This window comes from Janthinobacterium sp. CG_23.4, from assembly GCF_029892305.1.
Lineage (GTDB): Bacteria > Pseudomonadota > Gammaproteobacteria > Burkholderiales > Burkholderiaceae_D > Janthinobacterium > Janthinobacterium lividum_D.
In genome coordinates, this window is record NZ_JARXUX010000001.1 from 4311374 (window position 1) to 4328935 (window position 17562).

Annotated in this window: 19 protein-coding genes; 10 read left to right on the forward strand and 9 right to left on the reverse strand. The window is 61.0% G+C overall.

Features of this window, described 5'->3' with window-relative positions; genetic code table 11:
* Positions 1 to 59 precede the first annotated feature (59 nt).
* Together H4V96_RS19355 and H4V96_RS19360 are read right to left on the reverse strand one after the other, a co-directional pair.
* Entirely contained in the window at positions 60 to 410 is a 351-nt protein-coding gene (locus H4V96_RS19355) for an AzlD domain-containing protein (RefSeq protein WP_070346163.1), read from the reverse strand.
* Positions 403 to 1137, reverse strand: coding sequence for an AzlC family ABC transporter permease (locus H4V96_RS19360; RefSeq protein ID WP_010401629.1), 735 nt, complete (start codon positions 1135 to 1137; stop codon positions 403 to 405). The genes H4V96_RS19355 and H4V96_RS19360 overlap by 8 nt, the downstream gene beginning before the upstream one ends.
* 257 nt (positions 1138 to 1394) lie before the next feature.
* On the opposite strand from H4V96_RS19360, the gene H4V96_RS19365 reads away from it, so the two are divergent.
* The 4 genes from H4V96_RS19365 to H4V96_RS19380 all read left to right on the forward strand — a co-directional run bounded on the left by H4V96_RS19365 (position 1395) and on the right by H4V96_RS19380 (position 3729).
* Positions 1395 to 1589: a zinc-finger domain-containing protein gene (locus H4V96_RS19365; protein WP_010401630.1), complete on the forward strand. Its 195-nt coding sequence runs from the start codon at positions 1395 to 1397 to the stop codon at positions 1587 to 1589.
* A gap of 94 nt (positions 1590 to 1683) precedes the next feature.
* The gene (locus H4V96_RS19370) at positions 1684 to 2109 is read left to right on the forward strand and encodes a nuclear transport factor 2 family protein (RefSeq protein ID WP_010401633.1); all 426 of its coding nucleotides are present in this window, start codon (positions 1684 to 1686) and stop codon (positions 2107 to 2109) included.
* Positions 2109 to 3146: an alpha/beta fold hydrolase gene (locus tag H4V96_RS19375; RefSeq protein ID WP_010401637.1), complete on the forward strand. Its 1038-nt coding sequence runs from the start codon at positions 2109 to 2111 to the stop codon at positions 3144 to 3146. Before H4V96_RS19370 ends, H4V96_RS19375 begins: the two co-directional genes overlap by 1 nt.
* Positions 3139 to 3729: a DUF2946 family protein gene (locus H4V96_RS19380; RefSeq protein WP_196854895.1), complete on the forward strand. Its 591-nt coding sequence runs from the start codon at positions 3139 to 3141 to the stop codon at positions 3727 to 3729. The genes H4V96_RS19375 and H4V96_RS19380 overlap by 8 nt, the downstream gene beginning before the upstream one ends.
* A gap of 3 nt (positions 3730 to 3732) precedes the next feature.
* On the opposite strand, the gene H4V96_RS19385 is transcribed toward H4V96_RS19380, so the two are convergent.
* Entirely contained in the window at positions 3733 to 5319 is a 1587-nt protein-coding gene (locus tag H4V96_RS19385) for a M48 family metalloprotease (protein ID WP_196854894.1), read from the reverse strand.
* A 195-nt stretch (positions 5320 to 5514) separates the two neighbouring features.
* On the opposite strand from H4V96_RS19385, the gene moaC reads away from it, so the two are divergent.
* Both moaC and H4V96_RS19395 read left to right on the forward strand, forming a co-directional pair.
* Positions 5515 to 6021, forward strand: a complete 507-nt coding sequence (moaC, locus tag H4V96_RS19390) for a cyclic pyranopterin monophosphate synthase MoaC (protein WP_196855067.1) — start codon at positions 5515 to 5517, stop codon at positions 6019 to 6021.
* Positions 6022 to 6273: 252 nt separating this feature from the next.
* Complete coding sequence (locus H4V96_RS19395) at positions 6274 to 6996, forward strand: flagellar brake protein (protein WP_010401643.1); 723 nt, start codon at positions 6274 to 6276, stop codon at positions 6994 to 6996.
* A gap of 21 nt (positions 6997 to 7017) precedes the next feature.
* Here H4V96_RS19395 and H4V96_RS19400 read toward each other — a convergent pair whose 3' ends face one another.
* The 6 genes from H4V96_RS19400 to recA all read right to left on the reverse strand — a co-directional run bounded on the left by H4V96_RS19400 (position 7018) and on the right by recA (position 12683).
* Complete coding sequence (locus tag H4V96_RS19400; RefSeq protein WP_193365546.1) at positions 7018 to 7485, reverse strand: prepilin-type N-terminal cleavage/methylation domain-containing protein; 468 nt, start codon at positions 7483 to 7485, stop codon at positions 7018 to 7020.
* A 215-nt stretch (positions 7486 to 7700) separates the two neighbouring features.
* Entirely contained in the window at positions 7701 to 8582 is an 882-nt protein-coding gene (gene sucD / locus H4V96_RS19405; RefSeq protein WP_010401645.1) for a succinate--CoA ligase subunit alpha, read from the reverse strand.
* 13 nt (positions 8583 to 8595) lie between these two features.
* Positions 8596 to 9765 carry an ADP-forming succinate--CoA ligase subunit beta gene (gene sucC, locus H4V96_RS19410; protein ID WP_010401647.1) on the reverse strand — a complete coding sequence of 390 codons (1170 nt, stop codon included), beginning with the start codon at positions 9763 to 9765 and terminating at the stop codon, positions 8596 to 8598.
* 72 nt (positions 9766 to 9837) lie between these two features.
* The gene (locus H4V96_RS19415; RefSeq protein WP_196855066.1) at positions 9838 to 10398 is read right to left on the reverse strand and encodes a DUF2889 domain-containing protein; all 561 of its coding nucleotides are present in this window, start codon (positions 10396 to 10398) and stop codon (positions 9838 to 9840) included.
* A gap of 501 nt (positions 10399 to 10899) precedes the next feature.
* Positions 10900 to 11355 carry a recombination regulator RecX gene (gene recX / locus H4V96_RS19420; RefSeq protein WP_010401650.1) on the reverse strand — a complete coding sequence of 152 codons (456 nt, stop codon included), beginning with the start codon at positions 11353 to 11355 and terminating at the stop codon, positions 10900 to 10902.
* Positions 11356 to 11582: 227 nt separating this feature from the next.
* On the reverse strand, positions 11583 to 12683 hold the full coding sequence (gene recA / locus H4V96_RS19425) for a recombinase RecA (RefSeq protein WP_010401651.1): 1101 nt from the start codon (positions 12681 to 12683) through the stop codon (positions 11583 to 11585).
* A 249-nt stretch (positions 12684 to 12932) separates the two neighbouring features.
* Here recA and H4V96_RS19430 point away from each other — a divergent pair, with 249 nt between their 5' ends.
* The 4 genes from H4V96_RS19430 to H4V96_RS19445 are packed head-to-tail and all read left to right on the forward strand — an operon-like array spanning position 12933 to position 17548.
* Positions 12933 to 13667, forward strand: coding sequence for a response regulator transcription factor (locus H4V96_RS19430; RefSeq protein ID WP_196854893.1), 735 nt, complete (start codon positions 12933 to 12935; stop codon positions 13665 to 13667).
* Positions 13664 to 15196: a sensor histidine kinase gene (locus H4V96_RS19435; RefSeq protein WP_280721114.1), complete on the forward strand. Its 1533-nt coding sequence runs from the start codon at positions 13664 to 13666 to the stop codon at positions 15194 to 15196. Before H4V96_RS19430 ends, H4V96_RS19435 begins: the two co-directional genes overlap by 4 nt.
* Complete coding sequence (locus H4V96_RS19440) at positions 15189 to 15503, forward strand: DUF4212 domain-containing protein (RefSeq protein ID WP_280721115.1); 315 nt, start codon at positions 15189 to 15191, stop codon at positions 15501 to 15503. The genes H4V96_RS19435 and H4V96_RS19440 overlap by 8 nt, the downstream gene beginning before the upstream one ends.
* Positions 15500 to 17548 carry a sodium:solute symporter family protein gene (locus H4V96_RS19445; protein WP_196854892.1) on the forward strand — a complete coding sequence of 683 codons (2049 nt, stop codon included), beginning with the start codon at positions 15500 to 15502 and terminating at the stop codon, positions 17546 to 17548. The genes H4V96_RS19440 and H4V96_RS19445 overlap by 4 nt, the downstream gene beginning before the upstream one ends.
* The last annotated feature ends 14 nt before the right edge of the window (positions 17549 to 17562 follow it).

Sequence of the window (17562 nt, forward strand, 5' to 3'; positions counted from 1 at the left end):
TGGAAGGAAGTGCGCTATTTTACCGCAATGCCCAAGGCAAATCGCCGATTTGTCCGGCTTTACTGAAAAACATGCAACAGTCGCAAGCCCGTGAAAACCAGCATGCCAAACACAATGGTTTGCAGCATATTGCGGCGGAGCACAAAAAAGAGCGTCGCAGCAATACCCGACAAAAGTTTTAAATTCGACAATTCGAAATATACTTGCTGCCCGTCCATCAGCATATCGGGCGCGATGATGGCCGCCAGCGCGCAGGCCGGTGCAAAGCGCAGCATCTCATTGATCCTGCGCGGAATGCTGATGTGATGGCCGACCAGCCAGAAGGTGCTGCGCGTGGCAGCTGTGGCCACCACCAGCACGGCGATGGCGATCCACACGTCGCCCCTACCCCAGTCTATACCGTCAAACATGGCGTTTTTTCCATTTTTCCGTCAATTCTTCCACGGCCATGGCACTGACCATACCCACCAGCACGGCCACCAGCAAGCCCAGCTTATACGGCAGGCCGTAGGCCAGCACGGCTACCGTGCCCGCCACCAGCACGCCGCACAGGGCGGCGCGGCTGAGAATCAGGGGTACGGTGACGCACAGGATCGCCAGAGTCCCGGCAAACCCCAGCCCCCATTCAGCCGGTACGACGGCGCCCAGCACGATGCCGATGAGGGAACCGGTTTGCCAGGCCAGCCAGTTAGGGTAGATCAAGCCCTTGAGGAAGGGCAGCTTGGCCGGGTCCGGCGTTTCATGGGGGTAGCGCTGCAAGAACAGGCCCACGGTGATATCGCCGGCCACATAGCCGAGCGCAAAGCGCTGGCGCCACGGCAAATGGGAGAAATGTGGGGCCAGCAGCACGGAAAAGATGACAAAACGCAGATTGACGACGAGGGCCGTGGCAAAAATCACCCACACGGGCGCGTGCGCGGCCAGCAGGGGCAAGGACGCCAGCTGGGCCGAGCCGGCAAAGACCAGCAGCGTCATCGCCCCTGCCTGCACCGGCGTCAGGCCGCTTTTCACCATGGCAACGCCCACCACCATACCCCAGGCGGCAATGCCCAGCAGGCTGGGCGCCCCCAGTTTCAGGCCAGCGCGCCAAGCGTCTTTCAGCAAGCCCTCGTCCTTGTCGGCGGCAACGGCGTTCACGCGATGCTCCGGTAGGCTGAGTGTGGTAACTGCACAACATTTAGGCAGGGCGAGAGGGGCGGCAACGGTAATACCGGCAAGGCAAATCCAGTCAGTGTGGCGCTGCAGCCGCTATATTTGCGCAAAAAACGCGCCGCAGCCGCAAATAATCAAGCCGCCATTTTAGCCATGATTTTTGCTGTCTGCCTGAATCCGTTAAAATCGTACTTTTTGCAGCAGCCGACTTCCTTCCATATAGCCTCACGGAGCATGACAAGATGACAAAAACCACCCAGCCAGCGGTCGAACTCGACAGTAAAGACTTGCCAGCCCACTGCCCTAACCCGGCCATGCCGCTGTGGTCGTCGCATCCGCGCGTGTTTCTGGAGTTTAACCATGACGGTATCGCCAAGTGCCCGTATTGCGGCACGGCGTACACCCTGAAGGAAGGCGCCAGCGCCGGCCATCATTAAGCTGCCCAGCGGCGCGCACCGAGCGCGCCGTTTTCATTTGCACCTCTGAGTGCATACTCTGAGTGTCATATATAGCGCTCAAGCCGGAGTCGTCATGAAACGTCTGAAAGAACTCAATGGCAGCGCCGCCGAAGTCGAAGCGGCGTTCTACGATGCCTTGCACCGCGCCGACCTCGAAGCGCTGATGGCGCTGTGGGCCGACGATGAAGAGATCGTCTGCATCCACCCGGGCGGCGCGCGCCTGATCGGCCATGCCGCCATCCGCGCCGCATGGGAAACTATCCTCGCCGGCGGTGGCCTGCACATCGTGCCGGCACAGCTGCATGAAACGCACAATTTGATGAGTTCGGTGCACACCGTCATCGAAGGCGTCACCAATGAAGCCGGCGCTGCGGCGCACTTGCTGGCCACGAATGTGTATGTGAAAACGCCGCGCGGCTGGCGCATCGTCCTGCACCACGCCTCCGTCGCCCCCGGCGGCGCGCCGCCTGACGTCACGCGAGCGCAGATCTTGCACTGATGCCCATACCCTTTTCCACCAGCGCGCCCTACAGCGCGCCACTCTGGCTGCCCGGCGGCCACGCGCAGACGATTTATCCGGCCGTATGCCTGGCCAAGCCGGCCGTGCTGTTCCGCCGCGAACGCTGGCAAGCACCCGATGGCGATTTCGTCGACGTCGACCTGGTCGACGGCCAGCCGGGCCAGCCTTTCGTGGTGCTGTTCCACGGTTTGGAAGGCTCATCGAACAGCCACTACGCGCGCGCCCTGATGGCCGAGGTAGCCGCGCGCGGCTGGTCGGGCGCCGTGCCGCATTTTCGCGGCTGCTCGGGCGTAGCCAACCTGGCGCCGCGCTTTTACCACTCGGGCGATGCACAGGAAGTGGACTGGATCGTGCAGCGCCTGCGCCCGCGCGCAACGGGCAAGTTTTACGCAGCCGGCGTCTCGCTGGGCGGCAATGCCCTGCTATGCTGGCTGGGCCAGTCGCAGCACCAGGCCGAGATCATCGATGCCGCTGCGGCCGTGTCTGCCCCGCTGGACCTGGCGCAGGGAGGCAAGGCCTTGTCTTCCGGCGCCAACCGGCTCTATACGCGCATGTTCCTGAACACGCTCAAACCCAAATGCCTGGCCAAGCTGGAACAGTTTCCGGGCCTGTTTGCACGCGACGCCATGCTCGCTGCGCGCGACTTGCACGCCTTCGACAATGTCGTCACGGCCCCCCTGCATGGATACCGCGATGCCGACGATTACTGGCACCGCGCCAGCGCCAAGCATGTCTTGCAAGACATCACTGTGCCGACCCTGGTGTTAAATGCGCAAAACGATCCTTTCCTGCCCGGGCGCTACTTGCCGCGCAGCGCCGCAAGCAAGGTAACGCTCGAGTATCCGCGCCACGGCGGCCACGTCGGCTTTGCCGCTGGCAGCTTGCCAGGCAGTACGCGCTGGCTGCCGCAGCGCCTGATACATTTTTTTGAAGGCGGCAACACGGCGCCAGCGGCACCACAAAGCTGTCACGCTAGTGGCTCGCAAACGCACACGGAAAACCCTACACATGGATGAACTCGTCAAACAGGCGCTGGCCAAATGGCCCAACGTGCCCCACTGCTACGGCTGGCTGGGTCTGGATGCGCGCGGCAACTGGCGCATGCGCGACCAGCAGGCGCAACAGCAACAACTGCCAGGCGACAAGATCGCCCACGTGGCCCTGCTGGGATTTATCAACCGCAATTACGACCATGACGAACGCGGTTGCTGGTTTTTCCAGAATGGCCCGCAGCGCGTCTACCTGAACCTGGAAGCGACGCCGTATATCGCCCGCAGCGATCCGCAGCACGGTTTTGTCTTGCAGACAGGCGCACCGCTGGCGGCCATCGATGCCGCCTGGCTGTGCGACAACGGGGCGCTCATCCTGCGCCAGGGCGACTGCGTGGCGCAGGTCGATGACCGCGACATGGCGCAGGTGCTGCCCGCGCTGCGCGTCGACGGACAGGTGGCCAGCGACGAGGCGGTGCTGGACTGGCTGGAAAATAACCAGGGGAACTTGGTGTTATTGCATGACGGCAAGGAGATTGCCGTGCAGCCGCTGGCCTATGCCAGCGTAGCGCAAACCTTCGGCTTCCAGCGCGCGCCGCAAGCCGAATAAAAACTAGCCCTTCTGGTCCTTGATCTGTTCGCGGCGCTTTTCCTGCAGTTCGCGCTCGCGCGCATCGATCACGGCCTGGTCATAAAAAGTCGCGTCCGTCGATTTGCGGGCGATCGTCAACTGGTCCAGCGCGGCCATGGTGGCGCCCTGCAGCACGTAGGATTCGGCCAGCGCCATGTGCTGCAAGGTCATCTTGCCCTGGTCCGCATAAGACTTCGCCAATAAATCATACAGTTCCGGCTCTTCCTTGTAGAGCTGCACCTGGTCGCGCAAGTACAAGGTCGATTGCTCCAGCTTGCCCGCCGCCATCAACGCTTGCGCATACTGGTGGGCAATACCGCGCGAGAGCGGAAACTGCTGGCGCGCCGCCTCGGCCGCCTTCAGGGCTTGCTGCGCCACTTCCTTTTTCTGCGCCGGCATCAGCAACACTTCCAGCCCCATCGCGGCCAGCAGCGAATTGGGGCCCTGCGTGCCACCCGAGGTATACACATTCGGCCCGGCCGGCTGGTGCAGCGCGGTATTGGCCGCATCAAGTTCCTTCTGCGCCTCGACCGGCTTGCCCTGCTTGACGGCGACAAAGGACAAGCCGTAATGGGCGGCCGTCACCTGGAAGCGGCTTTGCTGCTCCAGTTGCGTCTTGAAGATGGCCGCAGCATTGAGCAAGCCTTGCACGCTTTCATCTTGCAGCGCGCGCGCGCGGGCGCGGGCCAGGTGGAAACTCAAGCTATCCGGACGCTGCTTGTAGGGCTGCTCGCGGATGCGTGCCTGGATGTCGGCGATGCGCTCCGTCGTCAGCGGGTGCGTCTGCAGATAGGCGGGCATCAGGTCACTGTACGAGCGGCTGGCGGCCTGCATGCGGCCGAAGAAGGCGACCATGCCGGTGGTATCGAAACCGGCTTCGCCCATGATCTGGAAGCCGATGCGGTCGGCCTCGCGTTCGGCATCGCGGCCGAAATTGAGCTGGCGCTGGATGGCCAGGCCCTGGCCCGCGGCAAACACGCCCAGCGCCACATCGCCGCCCGCGCGTGATGCCAGCGCCGCGAGCAGCATGGCCGCCAGCGGCATCAGGGCATCCTGGCGCTGCTGGCCCAGCATGCGCGCGATATGGCGCTGCGCCACGTGGCCGATTTCGTGCGACAGCACGGACGCCAGTTCGGCCTCCGTTTGGGCTGCCAGTACCAGCGCCGAATGGACGCCGATGAAACCGCCGGGCAAGGCAAACGCGTTCAATTGCGGATCGCGCACGGCAAAGAAAAAATAGTCGTAATTCGTTTCGCCGCGCACGCTGGGGCGCGCCGCCACGAGGGCGTTGCCGAAGGTGTTCAGGTATTCCAGCAAGGGCGCGTCGTCGAGATAATCGCGGTCGCCGCGGATGCCACGCATGATTTCCTCGCCGATCTTGCGCTCCATCGCCGGCGACAGGTCTTCGCGCGAGGTGTCGCCCAGGTTCGGCAGATTCGGCGCTGACGGCACGGCCAGCGGCGTCCAGTTGCCGGCCGGCTTGGCCACCGCGCTGGCGGCCGACGCCGGTGCGGACGTGTAGGATTGCGCCAGCGCAAACGGCGCCGCCAGCCACAATGCAGCGAGCATGGTTGCGCGCCGGCAGCCGCACAGCGATGCTGCAGCGGCGTTTTCAAATACGCTCGGAAGGGTAGTTTTTGAATTCACGGGTGCTATCATACCTTGTTAGCGGCGCCCATTCCCACGCGACAAACATGCACCATGCCAAGACATGGCGTGCTGGCCTGGCGTGCCGCATCTCCACTCCTCACCTATTTTGACGCCATGACAACAGCAGACAAGCAAGCCCCCGCCGGGGAACTGAGCCATTTCGATGCCACGGGCCAGGCCCATATGGTCGACGTAGGCAGCAAGGAAGACACGCGCCGCAGCGCCGTGGCCGCCGGCACCATCCGCATGCAAGCGGCCACCCTGGCCTTGATTATTTCAGGCAACGCCAAGAAAGGCGACGTACTCGGCATCGCCCGCATCGCCGCCATCATGGGCGCCAAGCGCACCAGCGACCTGATTCCCCTATGCCACCCGCTCGCCCTCACCCGCGTCAGCGTCGATTTTGAAGTCGATGAAGCGGCCAACAGCGTGCACTGCCGCGCCCAGGTCGATACCACGGGCAAGACCGGCGTGGAAATGGAAGCGCTCACTGCCGTGCAAATCGGCTTGTTGACGATCTACGACATGTGCAAGGCCGTCGACCGGGGCATGGTCATGACGAATGTGCGCGTGCTGGAAAAGCAGGGCGGCAAGTCGGGTGATTGGCACGCCGAGGTGTAAGGCGACAGCGCCACCGCTACAGGCAGGCACTGGCTAAGCCAACTTGACGCGGCGCACACGCCCGCATGCAGGGATGCGCGCGCCGTGGCCATGCCGAGCCGGCCAGTAACACGGCAATAACTGCCAGCTTAGCTAGCCGCTTGGCTACCCGCTTAGCCACCAGGAAAGCCCGAATGAATTTCCGTAAAATAAGTGCTTTTTCATCAATAAATCATGCATACTGCGGTTCGCCAATATCGAGATGAGCATCGCATGACAAGCAACAAGCCCGCCGCGCAAAACAAGCTCCAGGACTACGAATTCGAGGCGATGAATCTACAGGTGGGCGGACGCATCCAGTTCATCACGCACCGCACCATCAAGCCCATCCAGCATTTCTCTACCCTGATCGGCTACGTGAAAGACGAGTACCTGATCGTCAAGATACCCATGGAAAACGGCGCCTCCATCGCCCTCAACGAGGGCGACAAGCTGACCATCCGCGTGTTTTCCGGCGTCACCGTGTGTTCGTTTGCGTGCAGCGTGCTGCGCATGTTCGGGCGCCCCCTCAATTATGTGCATCTGAGCTTTCCCGACGCCATCCAGGGCACCAGCCTGCGCACGGCGATGCGCGTGAAAGTGGACATTCCAGCGCAACTCAGTTACCGCGACGTGGCGCCCGCGCCCGTATTCATCGTCAACCTCAGCGTCTCGGGGGCATTGATCGAGGCCGCCAGCATGCTCACGCCGGACGACGATGGCGTAGCGCTCAGCTTTACCCTGCTGGTGCAGCCGAACAAGCATCAGATGCGCGTCAATACGCGCGCGCGCATCCAGAACGTCAGCGTGGGCAAGCCCTCGCATGGCAACGCCGCCGACAACGCCGAAATCTATACGTATGGCGTGCAATTCATCGACCTGGAACCGACCCACTATACCCTGCTGCAAAACCTCACCTATGAAGCGCTGATTGCAGACCGGCAAAAAATCGTCTGACACGGACACGTCAGGCGCCGCTCACTGCGTCGCCACCACCTTGGGAGCATTGTTCCTGATAATGGCTTCCCTGGCCGCCGCATTCGTCACGCTGGTGCTGTTGAACCAGTTCAGGCTGCTGCCGCTGTTGAGCTGCAGCTCCATGCTCACCGTCTGGCCGCCCAGGCCACTGCCCAGGTCAGCTGCCAGGGTCAACTCGATATCACCCTTGAGCACCTTGGCGCCGGCCACTTCGCGCGTCGGGGTAAAGGTGGGGATGGCGCTGGGCACGGCCGGGGTAGGTGTGCTGCAGGCATCTGCCAGTCCACCATTTTCCTGCACGCACAGGGCCACGGCCGTCTTCAGCGGTGCAGCGGCCATCAGCACGTTGCTGACCTTGGCGCGCATCGTATAGTCACCGTACTGGGGAATGGCCACGGCCGCCAGGATGCCGGCGATGGCCACCACGATCATCAGTTCTATCAGGGTAAATCCGCTCTGCGCGCGCATCATATTCTCCCATGGTGCCGTTGCTCACGTCAGGTACACAGCAAGCGTCATGCCAGCCATGCGCCCGGGCAGCGGCAGTACCGGTGGAAAGAAAAGCGACACATTTGGGCAGGTTCGGACCAACGCCGTCGGTCCAGACCCGCAAGCGGACTGTCTTGCGGACAAAAAAAAAGGAGCCGAAGCTCCTTTTTTGTACTACGTGCACCGGGCTGGAATTACAGCATGGCTTTCAGCAGACGCGCCATTTCCGACGGGTTTTTGGTCACGGTGATACCGCAAGCTTCCATGATTTCCAGCTTGGCTTGTGCCGTATCGGCACCGCCCGAGATCAGCGCGCCGGCGTGGCCCATGCGCTTGCCTGGAGGAGCGGTAACGCCGGCGATGAAGCCAACGACCGGTTTTTTCATGTTGTCTTTGATCCAATAAGCCGCGTTGGCTTCGTCAGGACCACCGATTTCGCCGATCATGATGACCGCGTCGGTATCTGGATCATCATTGAACATCTTCATGATATCGATGTGCTTCAGACCGTTGATCGGGTCGCCGCCGATGCCGACTGCCGACGATTGGCCCAGGCCCAGTGCGGTCAACTGACCCACTGCTTCATAGGTCAATGTGCCCGAACGCGATACCACGCCGATGCGGCCTTTTTTATGAATGTGGCCTGGCATGATGCCGATCTTGATTTCGTCTGGCGTGATCAAGCCTGGGCAGTTAGGGCCCAGCAGCAATGTTTTGCTGTTGGCTTTAGCCATGCGGTCTTTCAGAGCCATCATGTCACGTACAGGAATGCCTTCGGTGATGCAAATGGCCAGATCCATTTCAGCTTCGACCGCTTCCCAGATCGCCGCTGCTGCGCCTGCTGGCGGCACGTAGATCACGGAAACGTTGGCGCCGGTTTCTTTTTTCGCTTCGGTGACGCTAGCGAAAATGGGAATGCCTTCGAAATCTTCGCCGGCTTTCTTCGGGTTCACGCCTGCCACGAAGGCAGCTTTGCCGTTCGCGTAGTCGCGGCAACCGCGGGTGTGGAACTGGCCGGTCTTGCCGGTGATCCCTTGGGTTACGACTTTGGTATCTTTATTGATCAGAATGGACATGTTGATTCCTTAATTAAGCTTGACCGGCAGCAGCGGCAACGACGCTCTTTGCTGCATCTTCCATGGTGTCGGCTGCGATGATAGGCAGACCGGAATCGGCCAGCATCTTTTTGCCCAGATCTTCGTTGGTGCCCTTCATGCGCACGACCAGCGGGACGTTCAGCGAGACGGCCTTGACCGCGGCGATGACGCCTTCGGCGATCACGTCGCAACGCATGATGCCGCCGAAAATGTTCACCAGGATGGCTTTCAGGCCTGGGTTTTTCAGCATGATCTTGAACGCTTCGGTCACTTTTTCTGCCGTGGCGCCGCCGCCTACGTCGAGGAAGTTGGCTGGCTCGCCGCCGAACAGCTTGATGGTGTCCATGGTGGCCATGGCCAGACCGGCACCGTTCACCAGGCAACCGATGTTGCCGTCGAGCGAAATGTAGGCCAGGTCGAATTTCGACGCTTCGATTTCAGCTGGATCTTCTTCATCCAGGTCGCGCAGGGCGACGATTTCCGGATGACGGAACAGCGCGTTCGGGTCGAAGTTGAACTTGGCGTCCAGGGCGATGACCTTGCCGCTGCCGGTGACGATCAGCGGATTGATTTCGGCCAGCGAGCAATCGGTTTCCCAATACGCTTTGTACAGGCCTTGCAGGTTGACGCGGGCGTCGACGATGGAACCGGCAGGCACGCCGATTTTGCTCGCGATGTCATCTGCCTGGGCATCGGTCAGGCCAACGCCTGGATCGATGGTGACGTGATGGATCTTCTCTGGATGGCTCTCGGCCACTTCTTCGATGTCCATGCCGCCTTCAGACGACGCCATCAGGACGATTTTCTGCGTGACGCGGTCGGTGACCAGCGAAACATACAGTTCTTGTTTGATGTCGGCGCCTTCTTCCACCATCAGGCGGTTGACTTTCTGGCCTTCGGCGCTGGTCTGATGCGTGATCAGCTGCATGCCCATGATCTGGTCAGCATATTGCTTGACCTGCTCCATCGATTTCGCCACTTTGACGCCGCCGCCCTTGCCGCGACCACCTGCGTGGATCTGGGCCTTGACGACCCATACCGGACCACCCAGGGTTTCCGCAGCCTTGACGGCTTCGTCGACGGACATGCACGCAATACCGCGTGGTACCGTCACTCCATATTGCCGGAGGATTTCTTTGGCTTGATACTCATGGATTTTCATGCTGGCTTCCCTTCTGATACTGATGTATAAAAATACGGTTAGTGGTGCAAAAAAAACAGGAAAGCGCCGGGGTCACGCTTTGGCTACCCAGCGCGGGTAATACTGTGCAACCGCCCCACCATCGGTGCGCAGGGCGTGGCATTTGTCGAGTTGAAACGGCTTTTCATGCGATAAGTCAGCATTCTCACCGTCACGGGTCGACCAGACATCGCCGGCAAATGCCTGAACCGTCGCAGTCGGCAAGACTTGCGCCAGTTCGGTCAAATGGGTACAGCCAGCGATTCCCGCCAGGCGCTGTTTCAAGTCGCGGCGGAAATTCTTGAGTAAATTCAAACCGATCAGCGCCCTGTATGCGGGGCCGATGGTATCGCAAAAACCAGGATAGGGCACGGAATCGGAGGCGGCAGCGGCCTCGACGATAGTCAGTGCGTGATCGACGGTAATGCGCAAGTGGAGGTCATGCAGGGGAGTGCCGGCGGGACGGGGGCCGGAGGCCAGCATCGCGTCATAGCTTTTGATATCGGTAATACGGGCGTCAATATCCCACAGGCCGTCGTCGCGCACATACGCTTGGACGTCGATAACGCGGGAGTGCCGTAAGGCGCGCCGGGATACGGGAGTTGACAGGGGCATAAGACCGATGCCGCTTGCGCGGCCGTAATTTAGTAAGCAGCAATGTGCATAAAGCACGCTGTTCGCAGCTTCTACGAACAGCAACCGCACCTGCGGCGCCGCAAAAACCCTAAAAGTGTAGCACACTGGACGCCGGTTGCGCCGCAACATAATTTTTTACTGCCTCGATAAAGACATTTCAAAGCATAAATAATGCACATGGAAATTGATGCCATTATCACCGATGGTGATGATTGATATGTCCGATGCACGCCGCGAAATACGCCAACGTGCCGCGCTTGCCCTGCAAACAGCAGCATGGGCAAGCCTGGCCCCACGCAGCGCAACAATAGGCCATCCAATGAACTGGCTGATGCCAGGGAAAGTGACTTGCCAGTAAAACCATGCTCTGGCGCGATGCGAGCGCGCGGGCAAGGCTCAGGGCAGCCATCGACTGTTGCAGAAGGAACACAGCGGTGCCGGCGAGGAGTCGCGGCCAGCGGGACCGCTAGCGGCGCGTACCTAGTCGTCTTCGGGCTCCAGGCCCTTCAAGGCCACGTGCACGGCACGCTGCGAAAAGCCGCGCTGCATCAAAAAGCGCATCTGCTTGTTGCGCTGTTCGGCATCCTGCGCCACCGTACCGAATTTGCGACGCCATACTTCGCAGGCGCGTGCGGTCTCGCCTTCGGCCAGGCCCGCCTTGAGTTCCTGCAAGGCCTCGCCAGCAATCCCATGGCTTTGCAATTCCGCCATGATGCGGCTATTGCCGAAACGGGCCGAGCGGCGGTGTATCAGCGACTCGGAAAAACGCTCCTGCGACAGCCAGTTGGCTTGTTCCAGGCTGTCGAGCAAGGCCTCCACATCATCGCCTTCCTGCGCATGGCGCTGCAACTTACGCCGCAATTCCATGCGGCTATGTTCGCGCATCGACAAAAAGCGTAGCGCCCTGCCCTTCAGGCTTAGTTGTACTGCAGCCATACACCCACCTTGTCTTTCATTCCACGATCACAGCACCCAAATACAATCGCCGCCCGGCGCAACAGCGCGGGACGGCGATCAGGGTCCTACCTTGCGGCAAGCCATGCGTAGGTCGGATTAGGCCACCTGGGCCGTAATCCGACAACATTGTTGGCGTCTGATCCGACAACATTGTTGACGTCTGTGGTGTTGTCGGATTACGCGCCGCTTTGCCGCGCTAATCCGACCTACTCTGACTTGGCTTCCGCCTTGGCAGCCTTGTCGGCGGCTTTATCCGCTTTTTCCGGCTTTTCAGCCGCCAGCGGTGGCAGTTCGCGCACGCCCAGCGAAGCGCGGACCTTGTTTTCGATCTCGCGGGCCAGCGCCGGACGCTCTTGCAAGAAGGCGCGGGCGTTGTCTTTGCCCTGGCCGATGCGTTCGCCGTTGTAGCTGTACCAGGAACCGGATTTTTCCACGATCTTGGCATCCGAGCCCAGGTCCAGGATTTCGCCTTCGCGCGAGGTGCCGGCGCCGTACAGGATATCGAAGTGCGCTTCCTTGAACGGTGGCGCGATCTTGTTCTTGACGACCTTGACCTTGGTTTCGTTGCCGATCACTTCATCGCCGGACTTGATCGAGCCGGTGCGGCGGATATCGAGGCGCACGGAGGCGTAGAATTTCAGCGCGTTGCCGCCGGTAGTCGTTTCCGGGCTGCCGAACATCACGCCGATCTTCATGCGGATCTGGTTGATGAAGATGACCAGGGTATTGGTGCGGTTGATGGAACCGGTCAGCTTGCGCAGGGCTTGCGACATCAGGCGCGCTTGCAAGCCTGGCAGGGAATCGCCCATGTCGCCTTCGATCTCGGCGCGTGGCGTCAGTGCGGCCACGGAATCGATGACGACAAGGTCGACGCTGCCCGAACGCACGAGTGCGTCGCAGATTTCCAGCGCCTGCTCGCCCGTATCCGGTTGCGAGATCAGCAACTCATGCAGGTTCACGCCCAGTTTTTGGGCGTATCCGACGTCGAGTGCGTGCTCGGCATCGATAAAGGCGCAAGTACCGCCAATTTTTTGCATTTCAGCAATGGTTTGCAGGGTCAGCGTGGTTTTACCCGACGATTCTGGACCGTAGATTTCCACTACGCGGCCGCGCGGCAAGCCGCCCACGCCCAGCGCGATATCGAGGCCGAGCGAACCAGTTGACACGACTTGCACTTCTTCGATCACCGCGCTGGCATCCATGCGCATGACCGAACCTTTGCCAAACTGCTTCTCGATCTGCGCCAGTGCGGCGGCCAACGCCTTGGCTTTTTCCGATGCGGGTACTACAGCTTTTTTATCGTCCATATGTTCTTTCAGCCGTTCTACAGTTGCAGATTCAGTTGAATCGTGCAGCCTGCGATAGCGCCAGTGGGTTAAATTCTTTATACAGACAGTACTGTATAAAAAAACAGTGATCAATGCAAGCGGAACGTGGATTTGTTTTGAAACAGATCAATACAAGCCTGGTTTTTCACAAAAACTATCCACCTTGCGGAAAATCAAACACAATACAGACTTCTGATGTCCTGAAGTTGCAAGCATAGGAAGTTCACCATGCGTATTTTACTTGCCGAAGATGACAGCGTGCTGGCCGATGGCCTGACCCGTTCGCTGCGCCAGTCCGGTTATGCAATCGACTACGTCAAGACCGGCCAGGAGGCCGATACTGCCCTGTCGACCCAGGAATTCGACCTGCTGATCCTCGACCTGGGCCTGCCGAAGATGTCCGGCCTGGAAGTGCTGCGCCGCCTGCGCGCGCGCGCCTCGCTGCTGCCGGTACTGATCCTGACGGCTGCCGATTCCATCGAGCAACGCGTGAATGGCCTCGACCTGGGTGCCGATGATTATATGGCCAAGCCGTTCGCCCTGTCAGAACTGGAGGCAAGAGTGCGCGCCCTGACGCGCCGTGGCGCCGGCGGCGGCGCGGCCATCATCAAGCACGGCCCCCTCAGCTACGACCAGGTGGGGCGCAGCGCCTACATCAACGAGCAGATGCTCGACCTGTCGGCGCGCGAACTGGGCTTACTGGAAATCCTGCTGGGCCGTACCGGCCGCCTCGTCTCGAAAGAGCAGCTGGTCGACCATTTGTGCGAATGGGGCGAAGAGGTGTCGAACAACGCCATCGAAGTGTATGTGCACCGTTTGCGCAAGAAGATCGAGGTCGGTGGCGTGCGCATCGCTACGGTGCGTGGCCTCGGCTATTGCCTGGAAAAATACTCGGAAGCGGCGCGCCTGAACGCCGAAGCGGGCGTGTCGGCCAGCCCGGCCAGCGGAACCGCCAGCAAGTGAAGGCGCGCGAAGCGCCAGCGGACGAAGTGAACGACGACGACTGGTTCGAGCCGCCCACCACGGAGCAAGATGACAGCATCGAGCATTCGCTGTTCGGCGAAATCCTCGACTGGATGCTGGCGCCCTTGCTGCTGCTGTGGCCGATGAGCATCGCCATCACTTACCTGGTGGCCAAGGGCATCGCGAATCAACCGTTCGACCATGCGCTGGAAGACAGCGTGACGGTGCTGACGCAGCAGGTCAAGCAAGCCGATGGCGCGATGCTGCGCCGCATGCAGGACAAAAGCAGCAAGGGCCGCGACTTCCTGCGCGGCGACGATGTCGATACCTTGTATTACCTGGTCATGGGCGGGCAAGGCGAATACCTCGACGGCGACCGTGACTTGCCGCCGCCGCAAGAACCCGATAAATACCGCAGTGGCATGGTGCTGTTTCGCAACGACACCATCCACGGCACGCCCGTGCGGGTGGCGTTCACCTATCTCGACATGCCCTCCAGCATCGACGATGAACCGCGCCGCACGCTGGTGCAAGTGGCCGAAACGCTGGAAAAACGCGCCCAGTTGGCGAATGAAATCATCAAGGGCGTGATCTTGCCGCAGTTCATCATCCTGCCCGTGATCCTGGCCCTGGTCTGGTTTGCCCTGGCGCGCGGCCTGTCACCGCTGGCGCAATTGCAGGAACGCATACGCGCGCGACCACCGGATGACCTCTCCCCCATCGAATCGGGCCAGGTGCCCGAGGAAATCACGCCACTGGTCGCTTCGCTCAACGAGATGCTGGCGCGCTTATCTTTGTCCATCGACATGCAGAAACGCTTCATCGCCGACGCTGCGCACCAGATGAAGACACCGCTGGCCGGCATGCGCATGCAATCCGAACTGGCCCTGCGGCAAACCGACCACGACGAGATTCACCGCTCACTGCTGCAGTTGGCGAAAAGTTCGGAAGCGGCCACGCGCCTGGTGAATCAGCTGCTGGCCCTGGCACGCGCGGAAAACCAGCCGCAGGCCGGCACGGCGTTTGCTCCCATCGAGCTGAGCGAACTGGCGCGCGGCGTGGTGCAGGACTGGGTGCAAGCCTCGTTTGCCCAGCATATCGACCTGGGCTTCGAACAGCCCGCGTATTCGATCATGATTTCCGGCAATGCCATGATGCTGCGTGAACTGCTGAGTAATCTGATCGACAATGCCCTGCGCTACACGCCCACTGGCGGCAGCGTCACGGTGCGCGTGCGCAGCACCCTGGAACTGGCCATCCTGGAAGTGGAAGATACGGGTCCCGGCATACCGCAGGCCGAGCGGGAACACGTGTTCGAGCGCTTTTACCGCATTCTCGGCAGCAATGTCGACGGTAGCGGACTGGGCTTGGCCATCGTGCGCGAAATTGCTCAGCAGCATGGCGCCGAAGTCGATATTTTTAACAATCCGCGCGCCCACGCACCAAAGCTGCCGGGCACCCTGTTACGCCTGAGCATCGCCCTGCTGTTGCCCGATCCCCCCGAAGACGATGAGATCACGTATGGATAAGCCCAGCATTCCCGCGACGCCGTTGCGGCCGGCACGCACACCGAGTCCCGAGCTGCAGGCGCGCCTCGATGTGCATTGGCAACAGACGCGGCGCCTGACAGCCATCCTGTTGCTAATCTGGCTACTGACGGGCTTTCTGACCGTATTTTATGCGCGCGAACTATTGCATCTGAACCTGTTCGGCTGGCCGCTGCCTTTCTATATGGCGGCCCAGGGCGCCTCGCTGGTCTACCTGGCCATCATTGCCTTCTATGCCTGGCGCATGCGGCGCCTGGACCGTGCTTTTCATGCCGAGGAGCAAAAATGAGCGGCCAGCGCAGCTTCTTTGCGCGGCTGTGCCGCTACTACCTGCTGTTTACCGCCGGTTTTGCCGCCTTCCTGCTGGCCCTGTCGGTACTCGAACAGGAAGGCATGCCGCGCGCCTGGATCGGCTACCTGTTCATGTTGGTCACCATCACCCTGTACGCCACCATCGGCGTCATCAGCCGCACCTCGAACGTCACCGAATACTATGTGGCAGGGCGCAGAGTGCCCGCCATGTTCAACGGCATGGCCACGGCCGCCGACTGGATTTCGGCCGCCAGCTTCATCAGCCTGGCCGGTGGCCTGTACCTGAACGGCTTCGACGGCCTGGCCTTCATCATGGGCTGGACGGGCGGCTATTGCCTGGTAGCACTCTTGATCGCGCCCTACCTGCGCAAGTTCAGCCAGTACACGATCCCCGATTTCCTCGCCGCCCGCTATGCCAGCGGCACCGACAAGCGCGGCGCCAGCGTGCGCGTCGTGGCCGTGGCCGCCACCATCATCGTGTCGTTTACCTATGTCGTGGCGCAGATCTACGCCGTCGGCCTGATTGCCTCGCGCTTCACGGGCGTGGATTTTTCCGTCGGCATCTTCCTGGGCCTGGCCAGCATCCTGGTCTGCTCTTTTCTGGGTGGCATGCGCGCCATCACCTGGACGCAGGTGGCGCAGTACATCATCATCCTGGTCGCCTTTCTGATTCCCGCCATCTGGCTGTCGGTCAAGCATGCGGATAACCCCGTGCCGCAGATCGCTTACGGCAAAGTGTTGCCGCAACTGAGCGCACGCGAACACGTGCTGGAAACGGACCCGAAAGAAAACGAAGTGCGCGCCATCTTCCGCCAGCGCGCACAAAGCTACCAGGCGCGCATCGCCGGCTTGCCCGGCTCCTGGGAGCAAGGCCGCCTGACAGCCCAGCGCCAGCTCGATACTTTACGCCAGCGCAATACCTCGCTATTCGATATCCGCAACGCGGAGCGCTATCTGATTGCCTATCCGAAAAGCCCGGAGGAGGCACGCGTGCTGTGGCAGGCGATGCAGGCGCAGAATCAGAAACGCGCCGAACCGATCATTCCGCACGCGCAGCCGTTTCCCGCCGCCGACCACGAGCAGTCCGACATCAAGCGCAACAATTTTCTGGCTCTCGTGTTTTGCATGATGCTGGGCACGGCTGCCCTGCCGCATATCCTGATGCGCTCCTACACCACGCCATCCGTGCACGAAACGCGCGTATCGGTCTTCTGGACCCTGTTTTTCATCTTGTTGATCTACCTTACGATTCCTGCGCTGGCCGTGCTGGTCAAGTACGATATTTACTCGGCACTGGTGGGCACGCAGTACACCAAGCTGCCCACCTGGGTGTCGTACTGGGCCAATGTGGACAAGCTCAGTCCGCTGATCAGCATCGTCGACGTCAACCGCGACGGCATCGTGCAATTGGCGGAAATTTCCATCGACGCCGACGTACTGGTGCTGGCCACGCCCGAGATCGCCGGCCTGCCCTATGTGATTTCCGGCCTGGTGGCGGCTGGCGGCCTGGCCGCCGCCCTGTCGACGGCGGACGGCTTGCTGCTGGCTATTTCAAATGCCCTCTCGCACGACATCTATTACAAGGTGGTCGATCCCAGCGCCTCGACGCAAAAACGCGTGACGATTTCAAAATTGCTGCTGCTGGCCGTGGCCTTCATCGCCGCCTACGCGGCCTCGCAAAAACCGGCCGACATCCTGTCGCTGGTGGGCGTGGCTTTTTCGCTGGCCGCCTCGACCCTGTTCGCGCCGCTGGTGCTGGGTGTCTTCTGGCAACGCGCCAATTACCAGGGCGCACTGGCCGGCATGCTGGCCGGCTTTGGCGTGTGCCTGTATTACATGCTGCACACCAGCGCCATGCTCGGTGGCAATGCCAGCGGTCAATGGTTTCATATCGCGCCCATTTCCGCCGGCATCTTCGGCGTACCGGCCGGCCTGGCCGCCGCCATCGTGGTCAGCTGGCTGACACCGGCACCAGCGCGCCGCAGCAAGGGACTGGTGGAGCATATCCGGGCGCCGGAATGAACCTCTATATTTAA

Coding starts and splice junctions, on each gene's coding strand:
- H4V96_RS19355 (WP_070346163.1), bottom strand. CDS start 410: ATGTTTGACGGTATAGACTGGGGTAGGGGCGACGTGTGGATCGCCATC.
- H4V96_RS19365 (WP_010401630.1), top strand. CDS start 1,395: ATGACAAAAACCACCCAGCCAGCGGTCGAACTCGACAGTAAAGACTTG.
- H4V96_RS19370 (WP_010401633.1), top strand. CDS start 1,684: ATGAAACGTCTGAAAGAACTCAATGGCAGCGCCGCCGAAGTCGAAGCG.
- H4V96_RS19375 (WP_010401637.1), top strand. CDS start 2,109: ATGCCCATACCCTTTTCCACCAGCGCGCCCTACAGCGCGCCACTCTGG.
- H4V96_RS19380 (WP_196854895.1), top strand. CDS start 3,139: ATGGATGAACTCGTCAAACAGGCGCTGGCCAAATGGCCCAACGTGCCC.
- H4V96_RS19385 (WP_196854894.1), bottom strand. CDS start 5,319: ATGCTCGCTGCATTGTGGCTGGCGGCGCCGTTTGCGCTGGCGCAATCC.
- moaC (WP_196855067.1), top strand. CDS start 5,515: ATGACAACAGCAGACAAGCAAGCCCCCGCCGGGGAACTGAGCCATTTC.
- H4V96_RS19395 (WP_010401643.1), top strand. CDS start 6,274: ATGACAAGCAACAAGCCCGCCGCGCAAAACAAGCTCCAGGACTACGAA.
- H4V96_RS19400 (WP_193365546.1), bottom strand. CDS start 7,485: ATGCGCGCGCAGAGCGGATTTACCCTGATAGAACTGATGATCGTGGTG.
- sucD (WP_010401645.1), bottom strand. CDS start 8,582: ATGTCCATTCTGATCAATAAAGATACCAAAGTCGTAACCCAAGGGATC.
- sucC (WP_010401647.1), bottom strand. CDS start 9,765: ATGAAAATCCATGAGTATCAAGCCAAAGAAATCCTCCGGCAATATGGA.
- H4V96_RS19415 (WP_196855066.1), bottom strand. CDS start 10,398: ATGCCCCTGTCAACTCCCGTATCCCGGCGCGCCTTACGGCACTCCCGC.
- recX (WP_010401650.1), bottom strand. CDS start 11,355: ATGGCTGCAGTACAACTAAGCCTGAAGGGCAGGGCGCTACGCTTTTTG.
- recA (WP_010401651.1), bottom strand. CDS start 12,683: ATGGACGATAAAAAAGCTGTAGTACCCGCATCGGAAAAAGCCAAGGCG.
- H4V96_RS19430 (WP_196854893.1), top strand. CDS start 12,933: ATGCGTATTTTACTTGCCGAAGATGACAGCGTGCTGGCCGATGGCCTG.
- H4V96_RS19440 (WP_280721115.1), top strand. CDS start 15,189: ATGGATAAGCCCAGCATTCCCGCGACGCCGTTGCGGCCGGCACGCACA.
- H4V96_RS19445 (WP_196854892.1), top strand. CDS start 15,500: ATGAGCGGCCAGCGCAGCTTCTTTGCGCGGCTGTGCCGCTACTACCTG.